The organism is Providencia sp. PROV267, assembly GCF_028477825.1.
Lineage (GTDB): Bacteria > Pseudomonadota > Gammaproteobacteria > Enterobacterales > Enterobacteriaceae > Providencia > Providencia stuartii.
In genome coordinates, this window is the sequence record NZ_JAMPLX010000027.1 from 86845 (window position 1) to 105786 (window position 18942).

Sequence of the window (18942 nt, forward strand, 5' to 3'; positions counted from 1 at the left end):
TCACTTAACAGCAATTACGTAATTCAACTTAGGAAATTAATACTCATAATATGAAATTATCTCTAAAATAGCCGTCAAACCTTTGACAGAATGTAACAAAATGAAACATTTTAGGCGACAATTAACTATTTCAAATAGAACAAATTAGTAAACACATTTACTCTTTTTACGTCATAATTCGAATTATAAATAAAATAACCTTCTTAAAATGACGATGTTTTCATAGGTTTAAGCTCTCAATTTTCAAAAAATTTACGTGAATACCAATAGTATAAATCAGCATTTCCAATAAAAACAAACATAACAATAGTTATAAACTATCAAAAATCACTGTTTATTAGGTATAAACATTTTTACACCTACAGCAGACTCGTTATAGTAGCGCCCAAATAGAGGCGATGAGTAGAAAACTAAATAATGGAAGAAAACAAACTCAGTACACTATCGGGTTACTTTTTACGCAAGGCAAGAAAGGAGAAGAAAATCACGGGCAAAGAATTAGCCAAATTAATGGGGATCAGCCAGCAACAAATTTCTCGCTATGAAAACGGGATAACGCCACTCACAATTGATTTACTGTATAAATTTCTATTGATCTTGGAGATTGATGGCGCAAGTTTTATACAAAAAATTTTCCACGAATACGCGAACGGTAGCAATAATAAAGAGCCTGCTCCCGCCACACCACCATCACTCAGCCAATATATCAGACACTTTATTAAAGATAAAAATAGCGCAACACGCGATGAAATACGTTATTCCAATCACAATAGAAAAAATTTAGAGACCTATTCCGTCCAGCTCAAGCCACTCAATGGCGCCAAAATAAAGAGAGTTAATTCTAAAAAGGAATAAATCGCCCTATAATAAATTACACTCCAATAATAGAGGTTTATACTAAATAAGCACTTCTACCTAAGTAAATTAATTGTCATTTCCCACTGGGTTCGCCAAACTTTTAATCCATGATTTTTCTGGCATGATGATAATAAGCACAAACTATGTATGCCAATTGGTTAAAAAATAGATAACTCAAACTGTTGCCTAAATAAAAAACCTGATTTATTGTAAGGATTACTTATTTAGATAACACTTTAACCAGCTTAGTCGTATATTTTACTTTTACCACTATGTGTGACTAAAAAAATAAACAAATTTAGGATTATTATTAGTAACAGTCGTTATTGAAAGGGTTAAACTGGATAAGAATTCGTCTTTGACTATTTTATCAACAGACACAAAGATAAACATATCTTCATGTTTTTTAATGATAAATCAGAGGTAAAATATATTCCTAATAGGCGTTTCAATAACAAAATATATTTTTTCAACTTTATTTTAAAATAGTGTAAACCTAAAAAGACGCTACGAATTTTCCTGTTACTGAAAAAATTGAGAATTTAGTTCAAAAAAACGACAATATAAAAAACACAAACATTTAGATATTTAATTAAATGTTTTTAAACTAATACGTATTTTATCTATTTAACCTTTCAAGAGTAAAAAGAAGGATAACCACCAACCCTCATAAAATCGGATATTTCATTCTCCTACCCTTATTAACCACACAATATAGCATTGTTTAACACTTGGCTCATTCTAGTATTTTTGCTAATTACTCACTCTACGAAACAAATATCCACCGCATCTAAGTTGATTAAAAAATCACTGTACACATTATCTGACATTTCACTTTATTTTCTGCCCTCTTAAAAAGATTGAATTTTATTAAAATAGCTCGCAAACCCCTTACAGGCTTGATTATTTCTGATTATGAATATTCACATTTCTCTTACTTTTGTTAACAAATATTAACCATAGTTAACAACATCATGAAATATGATAATATGATTATCTTAAATTGTAATTATTTACTATATAAAAACTAAGGTTATTATTGAGGTTATAGATGAAAATCTCGAGAAGAAAACTACTTTTAGGGGTCGGTGCTGCGGGTGTTCTCGCAGGTGGTGCTGCGGTTGTTCCAATGATCCGCAGAGAAGGTCGGTTTGAGTCCACCAAATCTCGTGTTCCTGCTGTAGCAGGCACAGAAGGTGCATTACCAAAATCCGCTGATGCCGTTATTATCGGTGCAGGCCTTCAAGGTATTATGACTGCAATTAATCTCACCGAAAGGGGGATGAACGTTGTTATTTGTGAAAAAGGCGTTGTAGGCGGCGAACAATCAGGCCGTGCTTATAGCCAAATTATTAGCTACAAAACTTCCCCAGAAATTTTTCCATTACACCACTATGGAAAAATTTTATGGACTGGCATGAATGAAAAAATCGGTGCTGATACAAGTTACCGCATTCAAGGCCGTGTTGAAGTTCCTTCTAGCGAAAAAGATCTAGAACTCACCAGAGAGTGGATCAAAAAGACAGCAGAAAACCCAGGTTTTGATACACCTTTAAGAACTCGCATGATCGAAGGTGAAGAGCTGGCAAAACGCTTACCTAATGCACAAACTCCATGGAAAATCGGTGGATTTGAAGAAGACGCAGGTAGTCTCGACCCAGAAGTGGTTACACCAACCATGGCTAACTACGCCAAATCAATCGGGATCCGCATCTATACCAACTGTGCAGTAAGGGGCATAGAAACCGCTGGCGGTAAGATTTCCGACGTTGTGACCGAAAAAGGTTCCATCAAAACTTCTAACGTAGTGCTGACTGGTGGTATCTGGTCTCGCCTATTTATGGGTAACCTAGGCGTTGATGTTCCTACACTGAACGTTTACCTCTCTCAACAGCGTATTACTGGCGTGCCTGGTGCACCGAGAGGTAACGTGCATCTACCAAACGGTATTCACTTCCGTGAACAAGCTGATGGTACTTATGCGGTAGCACCACGTATCTTTACCAGTTCTATCGTTAAAGATAGCTTCCTGCTAGGCCCTCGCTTTTTACACCTACTCGGAGGCGGAGAGCTGCCATTAGAATTCTCAATCGGTAAAGATCTCTTTAACTCCTTCACCATGGCAACCTCATGGAAGCTGGATGAGAAAACGCCATTTGAAGAGTTCCGTACCGCAACTAACACACCAAACAATGAGCACTTGGATGGCGTTCTAGAAAGACTTAGAAATGAATTCCCTGTGTTTAAAGACTCTAAAGTGGTTGAGCGTTGGGGCGGCACTGTTAGCCCAACTGACGATGAGATCCCAATCATTTCGAAAATCGAACAATACCCTGGCCTTGTTATCAACACTGCAACAGGTTGGGGTATGACAGAAAGTCCAGCATCTGGACAGTTGACTGCTGATCTATTGATGGATACTAAGCCTATCATCGATCCACGTCCATACAGACTTTCTCGTTTTAGCGAGTAATATAAAACGCTTTTACGCAGGATTTGGATGCACTCTTCACTTATGCTAATTAGGTGAAGAGTGATTGGAATGGCGCGTGAATGGTTTGTAGCTTTGCTACTGCGTTTGATATATAGCTCAATAAAATAGCCTCTATGCTAACAAGCAATAGAGGCTATTTTTTTATAAAAATAAAATGACTTCGTTTAGTAATACATCGCTATCAATTTATTATCGACAGATTTAATCTCAATAGGAGTATCAAAGATATCTTCGATAATATCGACCTTCATAATGTCATTAGGCGCCCCATGATAAACTAACTTCCCTGCTCGCATAGCGATAATATGGTCGGAGTAGACAGAGGCAAAATTGATATCGTGGATCACCAAAATAATCGTTTTGCCTAACTCGTCTGCCGCGCGACGCAGCAATTTCATCATAATGACCGCGTGCTTCATATCAAGGTTGTTGAGTGGTTCATCTAACAGCACATATTCAGTGTCTTGACATAAAACCATCGCCACATAGGCTCTTTGCCGTTGACCACCTGATAGCTCATCCAAATAACGATGACGCAAGTTAGATAAATTTAAGAATTCGAGTGACTCATCGATTTTCTTTTTGTCATCAAGGGTTAAACGCCCTTTTGTATAAGGATAGCGACCAAAACCAACTAACTCTTCAACGGTTAATCGACTTGCGAACTGGTTTTCTTGTCGCAACACTGACAAATAAGTCGCTAGCTTATCACTTGGCGTTTTTACAACATCTAGCTCATTAACCTTCACATGCCCAGAATCGGCCATTAATAAGCGCCCAATGATTGATAAAAGCGTCGACTTACCTGCTCCATTAGGCCCAATAATCGATGTAATACCACTATTTTTAATCGTTGTTGTGATGTTATCTAAGACCTTAGTATCCTGATAACTTTTCGATATCTGATTAATTTCAATCATACTAAAACCTTCTTAACACCATATAAATAAAGAATATGCCGCCGATAAACTCAATCACAACAGATAGCGTACCCGCCATGTTCAAGCCGTAATCAAGGATCAATTGCCCTCCAATAAGCGCAATCACTCCTAATAAGAAAGAGACGGGCAACAGATAACGGTGCTGACTACTACCACTAATAAAATAAGCAAGGTTCGCCACCATTAACCCTAAGAAAGTTAATGGCCCTACTAATGCTGTCGATACCGCCACTAATATCGATATCAGTAATAAAATCACCGTCACTTTATGGCGATAGTTAATTCCTAAATTGATCGCATTTGCCTGACCGAGAGCTAAAACATCGAAACAATAGCGCATACGCCACAGCAAAATACCAACGACTAGCGTAATTGCTAAAGTAAAGAAGATCAGCTCAGGGGTCGCTCGTGTAAAAGTCGCAAACATACGACTTTGTAGAATTGAGAATTCATTCGGATCCATCAACCGCTGTAGTAACGTCGCCGTACTTTTAAATAACGTACCAAGAATAATACCAACCATCAAAACGAGGTTGATATTCAACTTAGCTGAAACAAACAACCAGCGATAAAGTAATACGGAGAATAGAACGAGTAGCGATGACTCTAGCAAAAACTTCCCAATATTGAGCAACCAAGATGCAGGGAAGCTATCGGTATAAAACACAAAGATTGACTGTAATAAAATAAATAACGCCTCTAAACCCATAATAGAGGGCGTCAATATCTTATTATTGGCTATGGTCTGAAAAAGAACGGTCGAGACTCCAGAAGCAAAAGCGACCAGAATCATCGTCAGCACCATATAACCTCGGTGTGGCAAAATATAAGCAAGGTTATTGCCAAGATTGATAGTCATAAAAAGTGTAATAGCTATAACCGACAGCCCCAGTAATAGCCATATTCTTTGTAATGGTGTCATCCCTTTTTTGGGTAACACCACTGATGCATTAACTTTTTGCATAACGCTGCTGCTTCAACAGTAAAAAAAGGAAAATAATGGCGCCAATAACACCTAAAATCACACTTGCAGGTATTTCGAATGGATAACGGACTAAGCGACCGACAATATCACAGAGTAAAACTAACCCTCCGCCAGCAATACAGATCCATGGCAGCGTTTTACGAATATTGTCTCCCATAATTAAACTAATGAGATTCGGGATAATCAGTCCTAAGAATGGCAATGCTCCGACAACGACAACAACAACCCCGCTTATCAGTGCAATAATCGATAAACCAATTGTCATTACCTTACGGTAATTTAGCCCCACGTTGATGGCAAACTCACGCCCCATACCCGCAACCGTGAAACTATCCGCAATCCAACAAGCAAGTAATGTGAGTAAACCGACTAGCCATAAAAGCTCATAACGCCCCTGAATGATGCTAGAAAAATCCCCGCTCATCCAAGCACTTAATGACTGTAGCAGGTCAAATGAATACGCGGTAAAGATTGTCAGTGCGCTAATAACGGCTCCTAACATTATGCCGACCAGCGGCACAATCAGCGCTGATTTTAAGATAACCCTGCGCAACAGCATCATAAACAGCATTGTACCCAGCAATGCAAACCCGCTTGCCACTACCATTTTGGTCATAATATCGGCGGTAGGGAACAGTATCATCACAAATAATAAGCCCAAACTCGCTGACTGTGTTGTTCCCGCCAACGAGGGCTCAACAAAACGGTTTTGGGTTAGGAGCTGCATGATAAGCCCAGCAACACTCATAGCGCTGCCTGCTAGGATCAAGGAAATAGTTCGAGGAATACGACTGATAAAAAAGATGTCTTGCATCTCTGGATCGGTGAAAAGTGAAACGGGTGACACGTCACCCGCTCCAATAAACAAACTCATCACCGCTAATACCAATAAGGCGATAATTCCAAAAAAAAGATAAAGCGTTTTCATTGATTAGTTTGTTTGGTTTTTTTCTAATGCGTTATTAACATCATCCATTAACTGAGAATAAGTTTGAATGCCACCAGCGATGTAAACAGCAGACGGATCAAGATAAGTCACTTGTTGTTTATTCCATGCCGATGTTTTTCTTACTAACGCATTGTCTAAAACTTGGGCTGCTGGCTGAGCATCTGTGCGGCCAATTGCGCTATCACGGTCAATGACAAACAACCAATCTGGATTCAGTTTGACTAGCAATTCTGCGTTAACAATGTTGCCATGTCTGCCTGTATCTTCAGTGAAGACATAAGCAGGCTCAAAGCCCAATTCATCAAAGATGAAGCCAAAACGTGAGCCTGGACCATAAGCAGAGATCTTACCGCCACTCACTAAGATCACCATCGCTTTACCTGCGGTTGGTGTTTTTTGTTTGATTTGAGCAATTTTTTCTTTGAAATCAGAAACCAGCTTTTTAGCTTGTTCTTCCTTACCGAATAGCATACCTAATTCAGTTGTGCGTTCAGTTAAGCTATCAATAAAGCGTTTATTATCAATATCCATTGAGATAGTTGGCGCAACAGCACTGAGTTTGTCGTATGCGTCGCGAGCGCGGCTACCAGCTAAAATTAAGTCAGGTTGTGCATTGCTCAGCACTTCATAAGCAGGTTCAAATAGTGTGCCTGCGTTGATGTAATCCGGGGAGTTATACTTAGATAAAAATTCAGGTAATTGAACGTTTGTTTTTGGTAGGCCAGCGACTGGGGCGCCTAAGGCATCCATAATATCCAGTGTTTCCATACTCATAACAAACACTTTTTCAGGATGGCGAGGAACTTCTGTTTTACCTTGAGCGTGCTCGATAGTGATCGTTTGTTTCTCTGCCGGTGCAGAAGTTTCTGCCTTTTCTTTAGATTGATCACAACCAGCCAATACTAAGGCTGACACTAAGACGAGCCCTGAAGTTAGTGATTTTACAAACATCCAATTTCCTCCATCTATCTCTAAATAATGTGAGTTGTCGCTTTAAGCCCGATAAATCTACCCGATTTGGTAAACGCATCAATGCTCAGCGCGGCTAGCAGCTTCATAAAAAGAACCCATAGCGCTGCCACCGACTCCACCCATAGCACAAATAATAGCGCTATCTTACCTTGTACTTAGTACAAATGATATTAGTTTACATTTGCATTCAAAAGAAATGGTAGCAAACGCACAAATTCCTAAAATAGATCTTGCCCCCTAGCACGCAAAGGCTTTCATGCTATTGTGTTTGGTTTTACCATCATAAGATACGAAAGAAGAGAGGAACCTAAGAGAAACAGGCATATTGGGTAGTGCACTGATGCCACCACAGACACCACAGAAATAGCACCCAGCAAAGTCGTTAGCTAGAAAAGATAAAAATTATGTTACTCATTCGTTTAAAAGTGCATTTTCCCTAGCAGAAACAAACGCCAAATAGCAATAATCGCAAATAAACATTCAAACATTGTAAAATGTGTTATTGACAGTGCCTATTGCTGATTTTTTCAAACCCAAAACACGGAAATAGGTACCGCGCTATTATTAGACCGTGCAAAAGCCTACCGCCCTCACGTTATTCAATTGGTCAACTCGCTTCTCATTCAGTGTGCCACTACAATATATCTCCGCATTAATTTGTTTTTAGGATAACGCTTTCAAAAGGAATAAAAATGCCCGTAACCAACCCAGACGTTTTGAAGCTCCGTTTATTAGGTGAAATGTATGATGACAGCTATTTTCCTGATCATCTGGTGAAGCAGGGTGAGGCCATTCTTCTGCGATTGTGTGAGGCACTGGAAAACAATCCACCGAACGGACTGACGGAGTTGTATGTGCTGACACAGCAGTCAACGGAAGAATTTAACGATTTGCAAGATGCCTTTGAAGAGGCGGGCAGTGAGATTGAAACGGTTGCCCGTGATGCTATCGGCGAATCATTTTACTTGATTGCTCGGGCATACGGCTTTTTAGATGCAGATCCGGAGGAGCTGATTGCAACACGGGAGTGGTAATTAAATAACAATCATACCGTGGCCAACTAATATTGGTCACCGCATTAGGCTGTTCATAGAGCAGCCGCCCTGCTCCATAGACTCTTCTTGGCTCTCGCCAAGTAAAAATGGCTAAATGAAAGTGAAGAAGCGATAAAACGCCACATGAGAAACTTGTAGTGTTTTACATAAAAAGGATTATAGGAATCTGATTTATATGAAATACATATATAATACAATAATTATCATTTATATGTTTTTCTTATGCATGATGATAACGGTTTTTTCTATATCCGATTATGAATGGATGATTGGGGAGAGTGAAATAACAAACTTATGTCAGTTACCCATGGGAGGAAGATATACACTAGAGCCAATGTTGGTTATTTTACCGTTGCTAGTGCCATTATTTATAATTAGAAATAAGAAAATACGCTATTTATGTATTTTGATTGCTGGCTTTTATATCTATTGGTCCTTTTTCCTGAGATTTAATCTCTGCATGCCATTTTAGGTACCGTTAAACATTGTATATACGATATGGGTACTGCCTGTTTACCCTCGCCATGACCATTATATTAAAAAATGAGTTAATTGACTAAAACAGCCCGCCGCTCCCAACCAAAGCTCATCAAAGCCATGCTCAGGCACAATCACCCAGTCACCCTGAAAATTCCTATTCCTTTGGGTTTGTTTTTAACATTTCTTTTTTAAATCCCAAAATATGGTTACGTCTTAAAAACACTCAATGCTTTATAAGATAATGGCGTATGAAAATACAAAAAATTCAACTTCGAAACAGAGATGCGTAAATGGAAAAGACGTAATCAAATTGTAAAAAGGAAAAAAGCTCAAAAAACATAATACTTCATCAAAGTGATAGCATCATCCTTTTTCTTCTCTCCATGAGCGGTTATTAAGCTATCACTTCTTAGGTTGTTAATTTTACTAAGCTTGAGTTTCTATCGATGGTGTAATCCAAAGGTGCTGTATCCGTTGATTGATTCTCTTATGTGATATATCGCAAATAACCACTATATTCGGTTCATTATTTCATAAATAGCCATGTAAGATATGGCGTTAAATAACAAGTGCATTAGGAAATCACTATGACCAATTATCGTCATATACTGCTTTGTATCCTATCGGCTAGCCTATTTTCCCCAATCGGCCTTGCCAATACCCACACAGTCACAGTATTCCAGTGTGTGAATAAAAACCAAAAAAAGGTTAATATCAGCCTAGCAAATGGTCAGTACATTTATCAATTCGGCAAACTTAATCAAAAACCTGATATCACTATGGTAAGAAAGCCTGAACAATTAGCTGCACGTTATCTCACCCCTAAGGGAGATAGATTCAATGGAAAAATCTATGAGGTTGATTTTCGAAATGGCGACTATACCTATACCGTTTCCTCTTCCTATTTAGACTCAAAGCATATCGCTCATGTGGATGTATATCAAAAAGATAAATTACTTACTTCTATCTCTTGTTTGCCAAATACCATTGTTGATAACCTTCATGAACATATTTTCGATTTGCCAAGTGATGATTAAATAATGGCTCACACTATGCCAATAATAAAACACCTCGATCAACAAAGTTTTACAGAAGCGCTTTTTAATCCAGAACAACAAGGGCAGATAGCTATTATTTATTTTTCTGCCTCTTGGTGCCAGCCTTGTAAAAATATGCAACCGATCTTTGAGCAACTCCCTCTATATTTGGATAGCTCAGCCATTAATTTTGGCATCGTTGACATCGCTCAATCACCTACTCTAGCACCGATGTATGGTATTAAATCGGTGCCTTCAATCGCATTATTTAACGACTCACGTTTGGTTGCTATCGTGGCTGGGGAAGTCTCACTACAGCATGCCATAACAAAGATACGGTCTGCTCTCCCCATTGATTAATTACCTCCCCTAAGGCCCCACGATACATTAATGAAGTTCTGATTGAACATGCCGTAAACTACGTACCCACGGCTTATCACGTTGAATTGCCGAGGGTAAATTTTTCAATGCTCGTTTTGCAGAAGCTATATTAGAGAATTCACCATAAACCAATACATACCATTGGCGACCATGACGAACGGTTTCATACACTAAATAATTTGACAATTTATGGCGGCGCGCATGTTCATAGAGACCAGCTGGTGAACTGGCACTACCAATCTGCAATGTGTAATGCCGAGGGGATGCAGTGCGAGGATCGCCTCCTAAATTATACATAGGTTTCATGTCTGACGAAGGCTTCTTGGCTACTTCAACCGTTTTCTCCATTCCAGATGCCGCCTCCTCTTTAACCACGGTTTCCTTCAGTTCAATTCTAAAATGGAATATTCCATCCTTAGGCAAATTAGATAGCGTAGACGCCAATTTAGCTAGCTTTGTATCAACCCTTTTTTCAGAAACTTCAGAATTCAATGAATCAGCAACTTTCTCTTTAACGTTTGCTGATCCTTCTATTGATGGAGCCATTGGTACAGTTGCATGTTTGGCAAGCTCACCTTGTTGCTCAGGTGATAACGGGATAGCCGATGTAACTTGTTCTGTTTTTTCAGGGGAGTGATTAACAATACCAACCGGGTTTATTTGTTCTACTGACACCTGATTATTTAAAATATGGCGTGAAAGTAATATCCATTTCTTTGATAAGCCATTTAGTGCGTCATCATAGATTTCAATACTGCTACGAATAACATGGCTTAAGCTAGGAATAGCTGCAATTTTTGTCTGAAATTGGTTCCTTTTTAACGATTGGATAGTAGGGTCAAATATGGGCACTGAAATGATAGCCTTTTGCAGTAATACAAGATCAATTTTCGATTCTGGCTTTGGCTCTAACTTAAAGGGATGCACTCCAATATGGTCATTTGCTATTTTAGGTAACTGCTGACACAGCTTTTGATCTGGCACTGTCATGAGCACACGAGACGATGACATTGCAGTTTCTTTTTGAATGTCAGAAAGAAAATCCTTTGCAATGTCATGCACTTCCCCTTCCGCCTGTAATGCTTTTTCTAACCACCATTGCGCGCAAGCGGTATTTTGTACGCCGCCATCACCAAAATAAAATAAAATCCCTAGATGAAGCTGCCCGAGGGGATATCCTCGTATAGCTGATTGATGGATATAATAACGGCCTTTAATTAAATCGACCGGAACGCCATCACCGTTAATTAATTGCACGCCCATATCATGAATAATTTCAACGGGTGTACGCTGTGCTTGTGCAACAGACTGACACACTACTGCTCCTGCAAAAACAGTAGATAGAATAGCGAATTTAGCGATACTACAATGATGCTGTGATATAAACATGAAATAATTCCAAATAGGTAATATAAAAATAAATGGAATGCACTTTGATAATAAAATTAAGCACTATCTTTCAAATCTAAGGCCGGTCTGGTAAATAAGGGGAATTTAAAACCAATTTATACCAAACACCATTTGTACGTTTCATTGTTAATACACCAAAAAATAATGCCAGTTAATCGCAGTGAGTAGACTCAATGGATTATTCCTCGTTAATTTAAATTTTTTAAGTCACCCATGGTTAAAAATCACTGTCTAAGCTTGAGTCAGTGTTAAATTAATAATGATCAGATAGCTCAATTTTGGTAAACACTGGCAGATATCATGTTCTAATTCATTATTCCTTTTTAATCCGTTACAGCGGGGAGACTGAACTCGTTCCTAGCCCGCATAAATAAGCATTTTACCATCATGGGAGTATCCATTTCGATTATATCCTTACTAATGACCTTCACCCCATACTGAAGCAGTATTTAATAAACACCGGGCTAGTTACCACTTTCTCTAGTCCATCCCACTCGATACTTTCATATCCTAGTCTACTATCTAAGGAAATACCAAATAATATCTATTATCGTAACCCTTGTTTATTTCCTACTTAATTACCCGCTATTTTAAAAGATTCATAATGCCTTATGCGTAATACGCCTCATTTAAAATGGAAGGGAGATGTGTATATTTCTCATATCATAACCCTATAACATAAAATAATTTGTCAGCATTAAAACAGTCACTCCAATTTAATAATTATGCGTTTATTTAGCAAAATCGATTTTTCTAACCATTTAAATTCATCTTAAAAATTCTTATTTCTCGCCCCCGAAACTTAAATAAGATGAATACCCTTAGGTTTATTAAGTAAAAATACCAATATTTGAAATATAATATAAAAACCCTAGGTAAACCCACTAATCGATGATGATTATGTGTGATTAAAAAACGCTGTGTTTTGACATATCAAACACAGCGAAGATTGTAATATTAACGAACTAATGTCTCTGATTGCGCTAACCACTCATATTGGCCAAAAACGTTGCGCCCCTTGAGCCAACGTTGCAACATATCCAACATTAACATCACACTGACATCTTGTTTGACCTTAGTACTATGATTACTTGGCATATAACGTACACGCTGGGCATAGCTTTTTTCGGATGTATATAATGCTAATGATAGACAGCCATCGTTAGCGCCTCCAACCGCTAAACCAATATGTGCTTTTTCTTGTTTAGCGACCTCACTAGCATGGCCTATCAGTGCTAATAAACTCTGGTCTTCTTGTTGGTTTATCACTTTACAGCCATTGAGTGGGGCCGATACTGCATTTAAAGTCCAATTGAGTAAACCTGCGCTAAACTCTTCACAAATAGCAACCCTAAGCTGTTTTTCATTTAACTCACGGCATATCACGCTAGGTAAGCCTTCAATACCCTCAAAAACTACATTTTCACCAACACCTTCTTTGATCACTTGCCATTGCGCTAACATTTCCTCTTTCAATGTTGCAGGCCCTGTGAGTTTCAATTCAATAATAGGCATAGAGGAGCGGTATCCAAGTACACAGCCTTCCGGAAGAGCGAGTGAATCAAATTGCTTAGCTAAACTACTCTCACTTCGTCCAAAACTGGCTAAACGTAGGCATAACGGGGGTTCGTTCAATGGATATCGTTGGCGTAATCTTGGCAAAATTTGATCATGTACCATCACTTTAAACTCTGAAGGTACGCCAGGCGTAAAAAATAACCAACAACCATTGAGCTCCATGGCAAAACCACATGCCGTACCAATCGGGTTATCCACCAATTCTGCACCTTCCGGTAACAGCGCTTGCTTACGATTCGTTTCTGGCATTACCCATTCTCTGGAAGCAAAATAGCATTCCATAACCGTAATCCATTCAGCATGCTCAACTAAGGGCACCCCAGCAGCCGTTGCTGCCGCCAAAGTACTTAAATCATCACGAGTTGGTCCTAGTCCACCATTAACGATCAGAATATCTGCATGTTGACTTCGCGCTTGTAAAGTGTGTACTAGGTCGTTCAGATTATCACCAACTGTCGTTCGCCCACTCAGTGGGAAGCCTTCTTGAAAAAAGCAATCAGATAACCAAGCTGCGTTAGTATCAATAATTTGCCCATGCAGTACCTCATCTCCGGTACTTAACATCTCTACAATTAGCATCCATAAGCTCCAGTTTGCGAATGTTTAATGATTTTCCATTAAGCTACCCTATATTGGCATTCGCTAAAATAAATATTTGAGATAACTTCGTTAAATTTACTCATTCCTCTATTTTTCTTTGGTATGACTTTTTATTACTCACTCATAGAGGCGCTAACTAACTGCTATACAATGCATTTAATAGATGAATTTATCTAAAATTTTTGTATATTAACTAAGTGAAATTAAGGAATTTAACGTTGTTATTAAAAAAGGATATACTTATATGAATCCACCTAAAAGCCGCCTCACTCATTTACTCATTTGCATCGGAGCATTTGTCGCTTGGTTTTTTTCTTCATTCATTATACTGTTGATGCCTAATGCACTTTTGTTACTGCAATCCCAATATGCTATCCCCGCTATATCATTGCTATTACTGTTGCCTTGCGCCTTAGTTTGTTGGTTTTTTTACCAAAATAGCTTCAAACTTATGCCTATCGGTAAAACCAATTTAAATGAATTAAAACTCCCCATCTTGGCTATATTTGGCTTAATATTTCTCAATATGCTATTGGGAGCACAAGAAGAGTGGCTTGAAAGTATCAGTCACATGACTGGCTTTGCCTTTTTTCTCTATGTAATAACGATTATTATCGCAGCCCCGATTAGCGAAGAAATTATATTTAGAGGCTTTTTACTTAATGCGGGCATGTGGTATGGCACGGCTGGAAAATGGATAGCCATTATCGCTTCTTCATTTTTATTTGCTTCAATACACTCACAGTATCAATCTGTAAATACCCTTATTACTATCTTTATAATGGGCGCTATTTTATGCCATGTAAGGATCAGCACTCGCTCATTAATTGCACCAATATTACTCCACGCTTTAAATAACACGATTGCGACTATATTCATATTTGCAATGTCATTTTAGTAGTGGTAATTCGCCAGCGCTTCCGGTAAAGTTTGCCGCCTTTTCGGCGAGTAATTAAAGCATTGGGGGCAAAATGTTTATTGGTTTTGACTACGGAACATCAAACTGCGCGGTCGCAATTATGGATAAGGGAAAGCCTACACTGTTACCATTAGAAGGTGATAGTGCTTATATTCCGTCAACCCTTTGCGCGCCAACTCGAGAATCTGTTTCTGAACATTTATTCCGTCATCTTAATATATTACCGTCAGATGAAGTGGGCGAACAAATACTGAGGCGTTCCATCGCATATAACCGTGAAGAAGGGATTGAACTACTTCCTGAGGATATTGTTTTTGGCCAAGCAGCATTAGAGCTATACCTAAAAGATCCTCGCGATGTCTATTATGTCAAGTCACCAAAATCCTTTCTTGGTGCTTCAGGCCTTCACGAAGTGCAACTCAGTTTCTTTGAAGATTTAGTGTGCGCCATGATGGCGAATATTAAACAAAAAGCCGAACTGCATTTACAACACACAATTACTGATACTGTCATTGGCCGCCCAATTAACTTTCATGGCCGTGGTGGTGAATTAGCTAATCAGCAAGCTGAAGCTATTCTTATTAAAGCCGCAAAACGCGCTGGGTTTAAAAATATTGCCTTTCAATTTGAGCCAGTTGCCGCTGGGCTTGAATATGAAGCGGCTTTAACGCAAGACCAAACTATATTAGTTGTCGATATCGGTGGAGGCACAACCGACTGTTCACTGATCAATATGGGGCCAAGTTATCAAGGTAAAACCGACCGAACAGCAAGTCTATTAGCTCACACCGGTCAACGTATTGGAGGTAACGACCTTGATATTTATTTGGCTTTAAAACAATTAATGGACTCATTTGGTATGAGCAGCCAAACAGTATCTGGAATTAAAATGCCGATAAGCCAGTTTTGGAATCCTATCGCGATTAATAATGTGGAAGCACAAAAAGAATTTTATGCAAAACAGAATTTAACAGCGCTCAATCGATTACGCCAAGAAGCACAAGAGCCTGAAAAATTGCTGCGTCTTATTGAGGTTTATAATGAAACCCTTGGCTATCGCTTAGTGCGCCGCGCTGAAGAAGCGAAAATTGCTTTATCAGACAGTGAAAATTACTTGGCTCATATTGAATTAATGAATGAAACTCTCGAAATTAATATTCACCGTGACCAGATGGTAGAGGCTATCGAATCACCAAAAAGTAAAATGATAGAGCTGGTTAAAGAAGCCGTGACACAAGGTGGTGTGCAACCAAACGCGATATTTATGACAGGAGGCTCTGCCCAATCCCCCGTCCTATGTCAGGCCATAAAACAAGAATTACCCAATATTCCTATTGTCCGAGGCAATGATTTTGGCTCAGTCACCGCTGGCCTCACCCGTTGGGCTGAGATCTGCTTTAGATAATCGATGCAAACGCCGTATGCCATACGGCGTTTTTTCTTTGCATAATAACTTAGATTACGTTTGGTTATCTTGGTGAACCGCTACATACCGCTGATAACGAGAAGGTTTCAACTTCGTCAAATCCACCAATACCAAGCCATCAATACAATTGTTGAAAGCAGGGTCGGTTCCAAAATCAATAAACTGTACGCCACCCGGCTCACATAGCTCGGTGTATTGCTTATATAAGGTTGGAATCGAACAGCCAATATTATTCAACAGACTTTTTAGCTTAACTAAATCTTCGTGATAATTATTCCCCGAAAACTGTGCTAATACCTGTGGTAATGAGGCAGGATACGGCTGGCGAGACTGTGCCAACGAATGATCCGCTGAGAAATAGAGGCGATAAAACGTAATTAATAGATCACGAGCGGCAATTGGCATCGTACCCGATATCGAAACAGGCCCAAATAAGTAACGATATTGCGGGTATTTTGCAAGATAAGCGCCAATACCTAACCAAAGATAGTCAAGACCACGCTTACCCCAATAAGTAGGTTGAATAAAACTACGGCCTAATTCAATCCCTTGCTCAAGTATCGGTAGCATCTCTTTATCGTAATGAAATAACGTATAACTGTAGATACTTTCGATGCCCTTTTTCTTCAACTGCTCGGCAGTAGGAATAAATCGATAAGCGCCAACAATTTCTAATGCATCTTCATCCCATAAAACGAGATGATAATAGTCATCATCATAGCTATCTAAGTCGCGCCGCCTTCCTGAACCCTCACCGACAGCACGAAAAGCAATTTCACGTAATCGACCTAATTCACGTAAGATAGGCGTTCTATCCTCATCTTTTCTACGATACAGAAAAATCGCCTTACCATCTGGGGCTGTGCCTAACCGCTCACACGCCATCAATGCTTTTTTCAATTCTAAGCGATCTTCCGGTAATGCAATGGCAGATTCACTGGTAAAAAGCCCTTTTTTTCCTTGCCCAAGAAGATAAACATGGCGGCGAAAACGTTCTGCGAGATCATGCGATCGAGTATGCCCATCATGCCAATGAGTAAATGGGATACGGCCACCAATTCGAATTTTTATTCTGCCATCACGCTGCTTAAACATTTCTCGTACGAGCAATAATGTCGATAATGGACGGTATATTAATGAGGTTAAATAAAATAGAGGGCTATTACGACCAGTAACGTGAATAGGTACAATTGGCGCACGAGCTTTGGCCGCTAAACGTAAAAAACCAGTATGCCAATGACCATCCCGGATCCCTTTCGCACTTAATCGGGAAACTTCACCAGCAGGAAATAAAATCAAAGCCCCTTGCTTATTTAAATGCTCCTGCATCGCCTCAATTTGTTTGCGGCTAGTGCGATTCCCCATATTATCAACAGGAACAAATAAGCTACTCAGTGGCTCAATATAATTCAAAAACTGATTTGCTACGATTTTAACATCTGGGCGAATTGTCGCGACCGTACGTAATATTGCTAAACCATCCAAAGAGCCTATCGGGTGATTAGCAACTAATACAAGAGGACCTTGAGAGGGAATATTTTCTAAATCGCCATCAACTAACTCACAACGAATATTAAAGTACTCGACGATTTGCTCAACCAGATCTAAACCTTTTAGGTGAGGATAATTTTCAGAAAATTGTTTAAATTCTTTTTCAAATAGCAGGAACTTTAGTAAATTCCGTTTCCAAGCGGGAGGCGCTCGGTCTGGGAATACATCTTGTAGCAAAGCATCCAAACTAAACATCTTAATTGTCTCCTAGTTTAGCTATTGCAAACCTAAGCTAGAACAATGGCAGTAGCGTGTCAATTTAATGACAAAACGGTTAAACTCATCCAATAATGACAATATCCCTATCTTATGAGTTACAAATAAAAAACATAATATATTCAATTAATTAATATTCTATAAATACAACACAGCTCAATTATGGATAAACCTTGATCCTACCACAACTATATATAGCTTAACCCTACGTTTTCTGACCTTTTTAATCTATTTTGATATTTTTATTATCATACTCAATCAAAAATATTCACTCGTCATATTCTGATAATGAACTAATTTGATTAGTTTATCCTTGATTAAAAATTTACAGAGTGTTTTTTATAAAAATAAAGTAGATTACGCTATAAGATGAGGATGAAAAATAGTATTAATTTACCGCTGTTATTAGTAAACGACAAATAACAGCGATTTTATTGTTGGCAGTAACTTTACTTAGCAAATAATTCAATCAGGCAAAAGTCACTCTTTGGTTGAGTGACAAGGTCATATTGCAAAGAATTTCCATCATTTTCCACCAATAATGTTTCAAATTCTTTTAAAGTATGCAAGTTCAAACCAATAGTAACGCCAAGCTCGCCACCCGCATTAAATATTAATACCCTGTCAGCATCACTTATCCACTGCGTCACATTGTGTGTCTTGAACCATTGCAGACGAGCGATGTACTTATCAGGGTTATAGATAAGATTGAAATCGCGAATAGCCTCACCTAATAGCTCAGCATACACATCACTTTCACCATGAAATGCAAAAAATTGTTTTTGACGGAGTGTTACAGGAGAATTTTTATCCACCTGCAAGGTTAGCCCTTCTCCGCCATCTAATACGCCAATAATCCGTTTCCTACTCGGAAAATAAGAAAAGGCTCCAGCCGCTTTCACATCAGCAATAGAAACTCGCCAATCAAAATCGGTTAATCCTACACCGTGACTACGCGCAATTTCTAAAGTAAAACCTTGCCCATTTTTCCATGGCATTTTTTGGTAGTTTTTCGCTGTTAACACTCGGATCATGGTTTAAATCAACCTTTAAGTAATCGTGTCATTTTAGTCAGTAAACATATACTAAA

16 protein-coding genes are annotated in these 18942 nt (G+C 38.8%); 8 read left to right on the forward strand and 8 right to left on the reverse strand.

The window, feature by feature from the left end; translation table 11 throughout:
• Window positions 1-417 precede the first annotated feature (417 nt).
• Both PR709_RS18040 and PR709_RS18045 read left to right on the forward strand, forming a co-directional pair.
• Complete coding sequence (locus tag PR709_RS18040) at window positions 418-855, forward strand: helix-turn-helix domain-containing protein (RefSeq protein WP_004917394.1); 438 nt, start codon at window positions 418-420, stop codon at window positions 853-855.
• Between the two features lie 1054 nt (window positions 856-1909).
• Entirely contained in the window at window positions 1910-3331 is a 1422-nt protein-coding gene (locus tag PR709_RS18045; RefSeq protein ID WP_004917397.1) for an NAD(P)/FAD-dependent oxidoreductase, read from the forward strand.
• A 185-nt stretch (window positions 3332-3516) separates the two neighbouring features.
• Here the strand turns inward: PR709_RS18045 and PR709_RS18050 are convergent, their stop codons facing one another.
• From PR709_RS18050 to PR709_RS18065, 4 genes are read right to left on the reverse strand one after another with little or no spacing between them, the layout of a single operon-like run.
• Window positions 3517-4272, reverse strand: a complete 756-nt coding sequence (locus PR709_RS18050) for an iron ABC transporter ATP-binding protein (RefSeq protein WP_004917400.1) — start codon at window positions 4270-4272, stop codon at window positions 3517-3519.
• A 1-nt stretch (window position 4273) separates the two neighbouring features.
• Window positions 4274-5257 carry an iron chelate uptake ABC transporter family permease subunit gene (locus PR709_RS18055; protein WP_004917402.1) on the reverse strand — a complete coding sequence of 328 codons (984 nt, stop codon included), beginning with the start codon at window positions 5255-5257 and terminating at the stop codon, window positions 4274-4276.
• Window positions 5244-6206 (reverse strand): ABC transporter permease, encoded by a 963-nt coding sequence (locus PR709_RS18060; protein ID WP_004917404.1) that lies wholly within the window; start codon window positions 6204-6206, stop codon window positions 5244-5246. Before PR709_RS18060 ends, PR709_RS18055 begins: the two co-directional genes overlap by 14 nt.
• Window positions 6207-6209: 3 nt before the next feature.
• Entirely contained in the window at window positions 6210-7178 is a 969-nt protein-coding gene (locus PR709_RS18065) for a siderophore ABC transporter substrate-binding protein (RefSeq protein ID WP_004917406.1), read from the reverse strand.
• Window positions 7179-7891: 713 nt separating this feature from the next.
• Here PR709_RS18065 and PR709_RS18070 point away from each other — a divergent pair.
• The 4 genes from PR709_RS18070 to PR709_RS18085 all read left to right on the forward strand — a co-directional run bounded on the left by PR709_RS18070 (window position 7892) and on the right by PR709_RS18085 (window position 10131).
• Window positions 7892-8233 carry a DUF5713 family protein gene (locus PR709_RS18070; RefSeq protein ID WP_272571077.1) on the forward strand — a complete coding sequence of 114 codons (342 nt, stop codon included), beginning with the start codon at window positions 7892-7894 and terminating at the stop codon, window positions 8231-8233.
• A gap of 196 nt (window positions 8234-8429) precedes the next feature.
• The gene (locus PR709_RS18075) at window positions 8430-8726 is read left to right on the forward strand and encodes a DUF2645 family protein (protein ID WP_014657396.1); all 297 of its coding nucleotides are present in this window, start codon (window positions 8430-8432) and stop codon (window positions 8724-8726) included.
• A 595-nt stretch (window positions 8727-9321) separates the two neighbouring features.
• On the forward strand, window positions 9322-9771 hold the full coding sequence (locus PR709_RS18080; RefSeq protein WP_014657395.1) for a hypothetical protein: 450 nt from the start codon (window positions 9322-9324) through the stop codon (window positions 9769-9771).
• 15 nt (window positions 9772-9786) lie between these two features.
• Window positions 9787-10131 carry a thioredoxin family protein gene (locus tag PR709_RS18085; protein ID WP_223854657.1) on the forward strand — a complete coding sequence of 115 codons (345 nt, stop codon included), beginning with the start codon at window positions 9787-9789 and terminating at the stop codon, window positions 10129-10131.
• Between the two features lie 27 nt (window positions 10132-10158).
• Here PR709_RS18085 and PR709_RS18090 read toward each other — a convergent pair whose 3' ends face one another.
• On the reverse strand, window positions 10159-11541 hold the full coding sequence (locus tag PR709_RS18090; protein WP_272571078.1) for an SPOR domain-containing protein: 1383 nt from the start codon (window positions 11539-11541) through the stop codon (window positions 10159-10161).
• A gap of 978 nt (window positions 11542-12519) precedes the next feature.
• Entirely contained in the window at window positions 12520-13719 is a 1200-nt protein-coding gene (locus PR709_RS18095; RefSeq protein WP_272571079.1) for a nicotinamide mononucleotide deamidase-related protein YfaY, read from the reverse strand.
• 265 nt (window positions 13720-13984) lie between these two features.
• Here PR709_RS18095 and PR709_RS18100 point away from each other — a divergent pair, with 265 nt between their 5' ends.
• Together PR709_RS18100 and yegD are read left to right on the forward strand one after the other, a co-directional pair.
• Window positions 13985-14638 carry a CPBP family intramembrane glutamic endopeptidase gene (locus tag PR709_RS18100; protein WP_004917420.1) on the forward strand — a complete coding sequence of 218 codons (654 nt, stop codon included), beginning with the start codon at window positions 13985-13987 and terminating at the stop codon, window positions 14636-14638.
• A gap of 73 nt (window positions 14639-14711) precedes the next feature.
• Complete coding sequence (gene yegD / locus PR709_RS18105; RefSeq protein WP_004917421.1) at window positions 14712-16064, forward strand: molecular chaperone; 1353 nt, start codon at window positions 14712-14714, stop codon at window positions 16062-16064.
• A 54-nt stretch (window positions 16065-16118) separates the two neighbouring features.
• On the opposite strand, the gene PR709_RS18110 is transcribed toward yegD, so the two are convergent.
• Window positions 16119-17831 (reverse strand): lysophospholipid acyltransferase family protein, encoded by a 1713-nt coding sequence (locus tag PR709_RS18110; RefSeq protein ID WP_004917422.1) that lies wholly within the window; start codon window positions 17829-17831, stop codon window positions 16119-16121.
• Between the two features lie 470 nt (window positions 17832-18301).
• Window positions 18302-18886, reverse strand: a complete 585-nt coding sequence (locus PR709_RS18115; RefSeq protein ID WP_272571080.1) for a HutD/Ves family protein — start codon at window positions 18884-18886, stop codon at window positions 18302-18304.
• Between the last annotated feature and the right edge of the window lie 56 nt (window positions 18887-18942).

Coding starts and splice junctions, on each gene's coding strand:
- PR709_RS18050 (WP_004917400.1), bottom strand. CDS start 4,272: ATGATTGAAATTAATCAGATATCGAAAAGTTATCAGGATACTAAGGTC.
- PR709_RS18045 (WP_004917397.1), top strand. CDS start 1,910: ATGAAAATCTCGAGAAGAAAACTACTTTTAGGGGTCGGTGCTGCGGGT.
- PR709_RS18110 (WP_004917422.1), bottom strand. CDS start 17,831: ATGTTTAGTTTGGATGCTTTGCTACAAGATGTATTCCCAGACCGAGCG.
- PR709_RS18070 (WP_272571077.1), top strand. CDS start 7,892: ATGCCCGTAACCAACCCAGACGTTTTGAAGCTCCGTTTATTAGGTGAA.
- PR709_RS18080 (WP_014657395.1), top strand. CDS start 9,322: ATGACCAATTATCGTCATATACTGCTTTGTATCCTATCGGCTAGCCTA.
- PR709_RS18115 (WP_272571080.1), bottom strand. CDS start 18,886: ATGATCCGAGTGTTAACAGCGAAAAACTACCAAAAAATGCCATGGAAA.
- yegD (WP_004917421.1), top strand. CDS start 14,712: ATGTTTATTGGTTTTGACTACGGAACATCAAACTGCGCGGTCGCAATT.
- PR709_RS18055 (WP_004917402.1), bottom strand. CDS start 5,257: ATGCAAAAAGTTAATGCATCAGTGGTGTTACCCAAAAAAGGGATGACA.
- PR709_RS18100 (WP_004917420.1), top strand. CDS start 13,985: ATGAATCCACCTAAAAGCCGCCTCACTCATTTACTCATTTGCATCGGA.
- PR709_RS18040 (WP_004917394.1), top strand. CDS start 418: ATGGAAGAAAACAAACTCAGTACACTATCGGGTTACTTTTTACGCAAG.
- PR709_RS18060 (WP_004917404.1), bottom strand. CDS start 6,206: ATGAAAACGCTTTATCTTTTTTTTGGAATTATCGCCTTATTGGTATTA.
- PR709_RS18090 (WP_272571078.1), bottom strand. CDS start 11,541: ATGTTTATATCACAGCATCATTGTAGTATCGCTAAATTCGCTATTCTA.
- PR709_RS18095 (WP_272571079.1), bottom strand. CDS start 13,719: ATGCTAATTGTAGAGATGTTAAGTACCGGAGATGAGGTACTGCATGGG.
- PR709_RS18065 (WP_004917406.1), bottom strand. CDS start 7,178: ATGTTTGTAAAATCACTAACTTCAGGGCTCGTCTTAGTGTCAGCCTTA.
- PR709_RS18075 (WP_014657396.1), top strand. CDS start 8,430: ATGAAATACATATATAATACAATAATTATCATTTATATGTTTTTCTTA.
- PR709_RS18085 (WP_223854657.1), top strand. CDS start 9,787: ATGCCAATAATAAAACACCTCGATCAACAAAGTTTTACAGAAGCGCTT.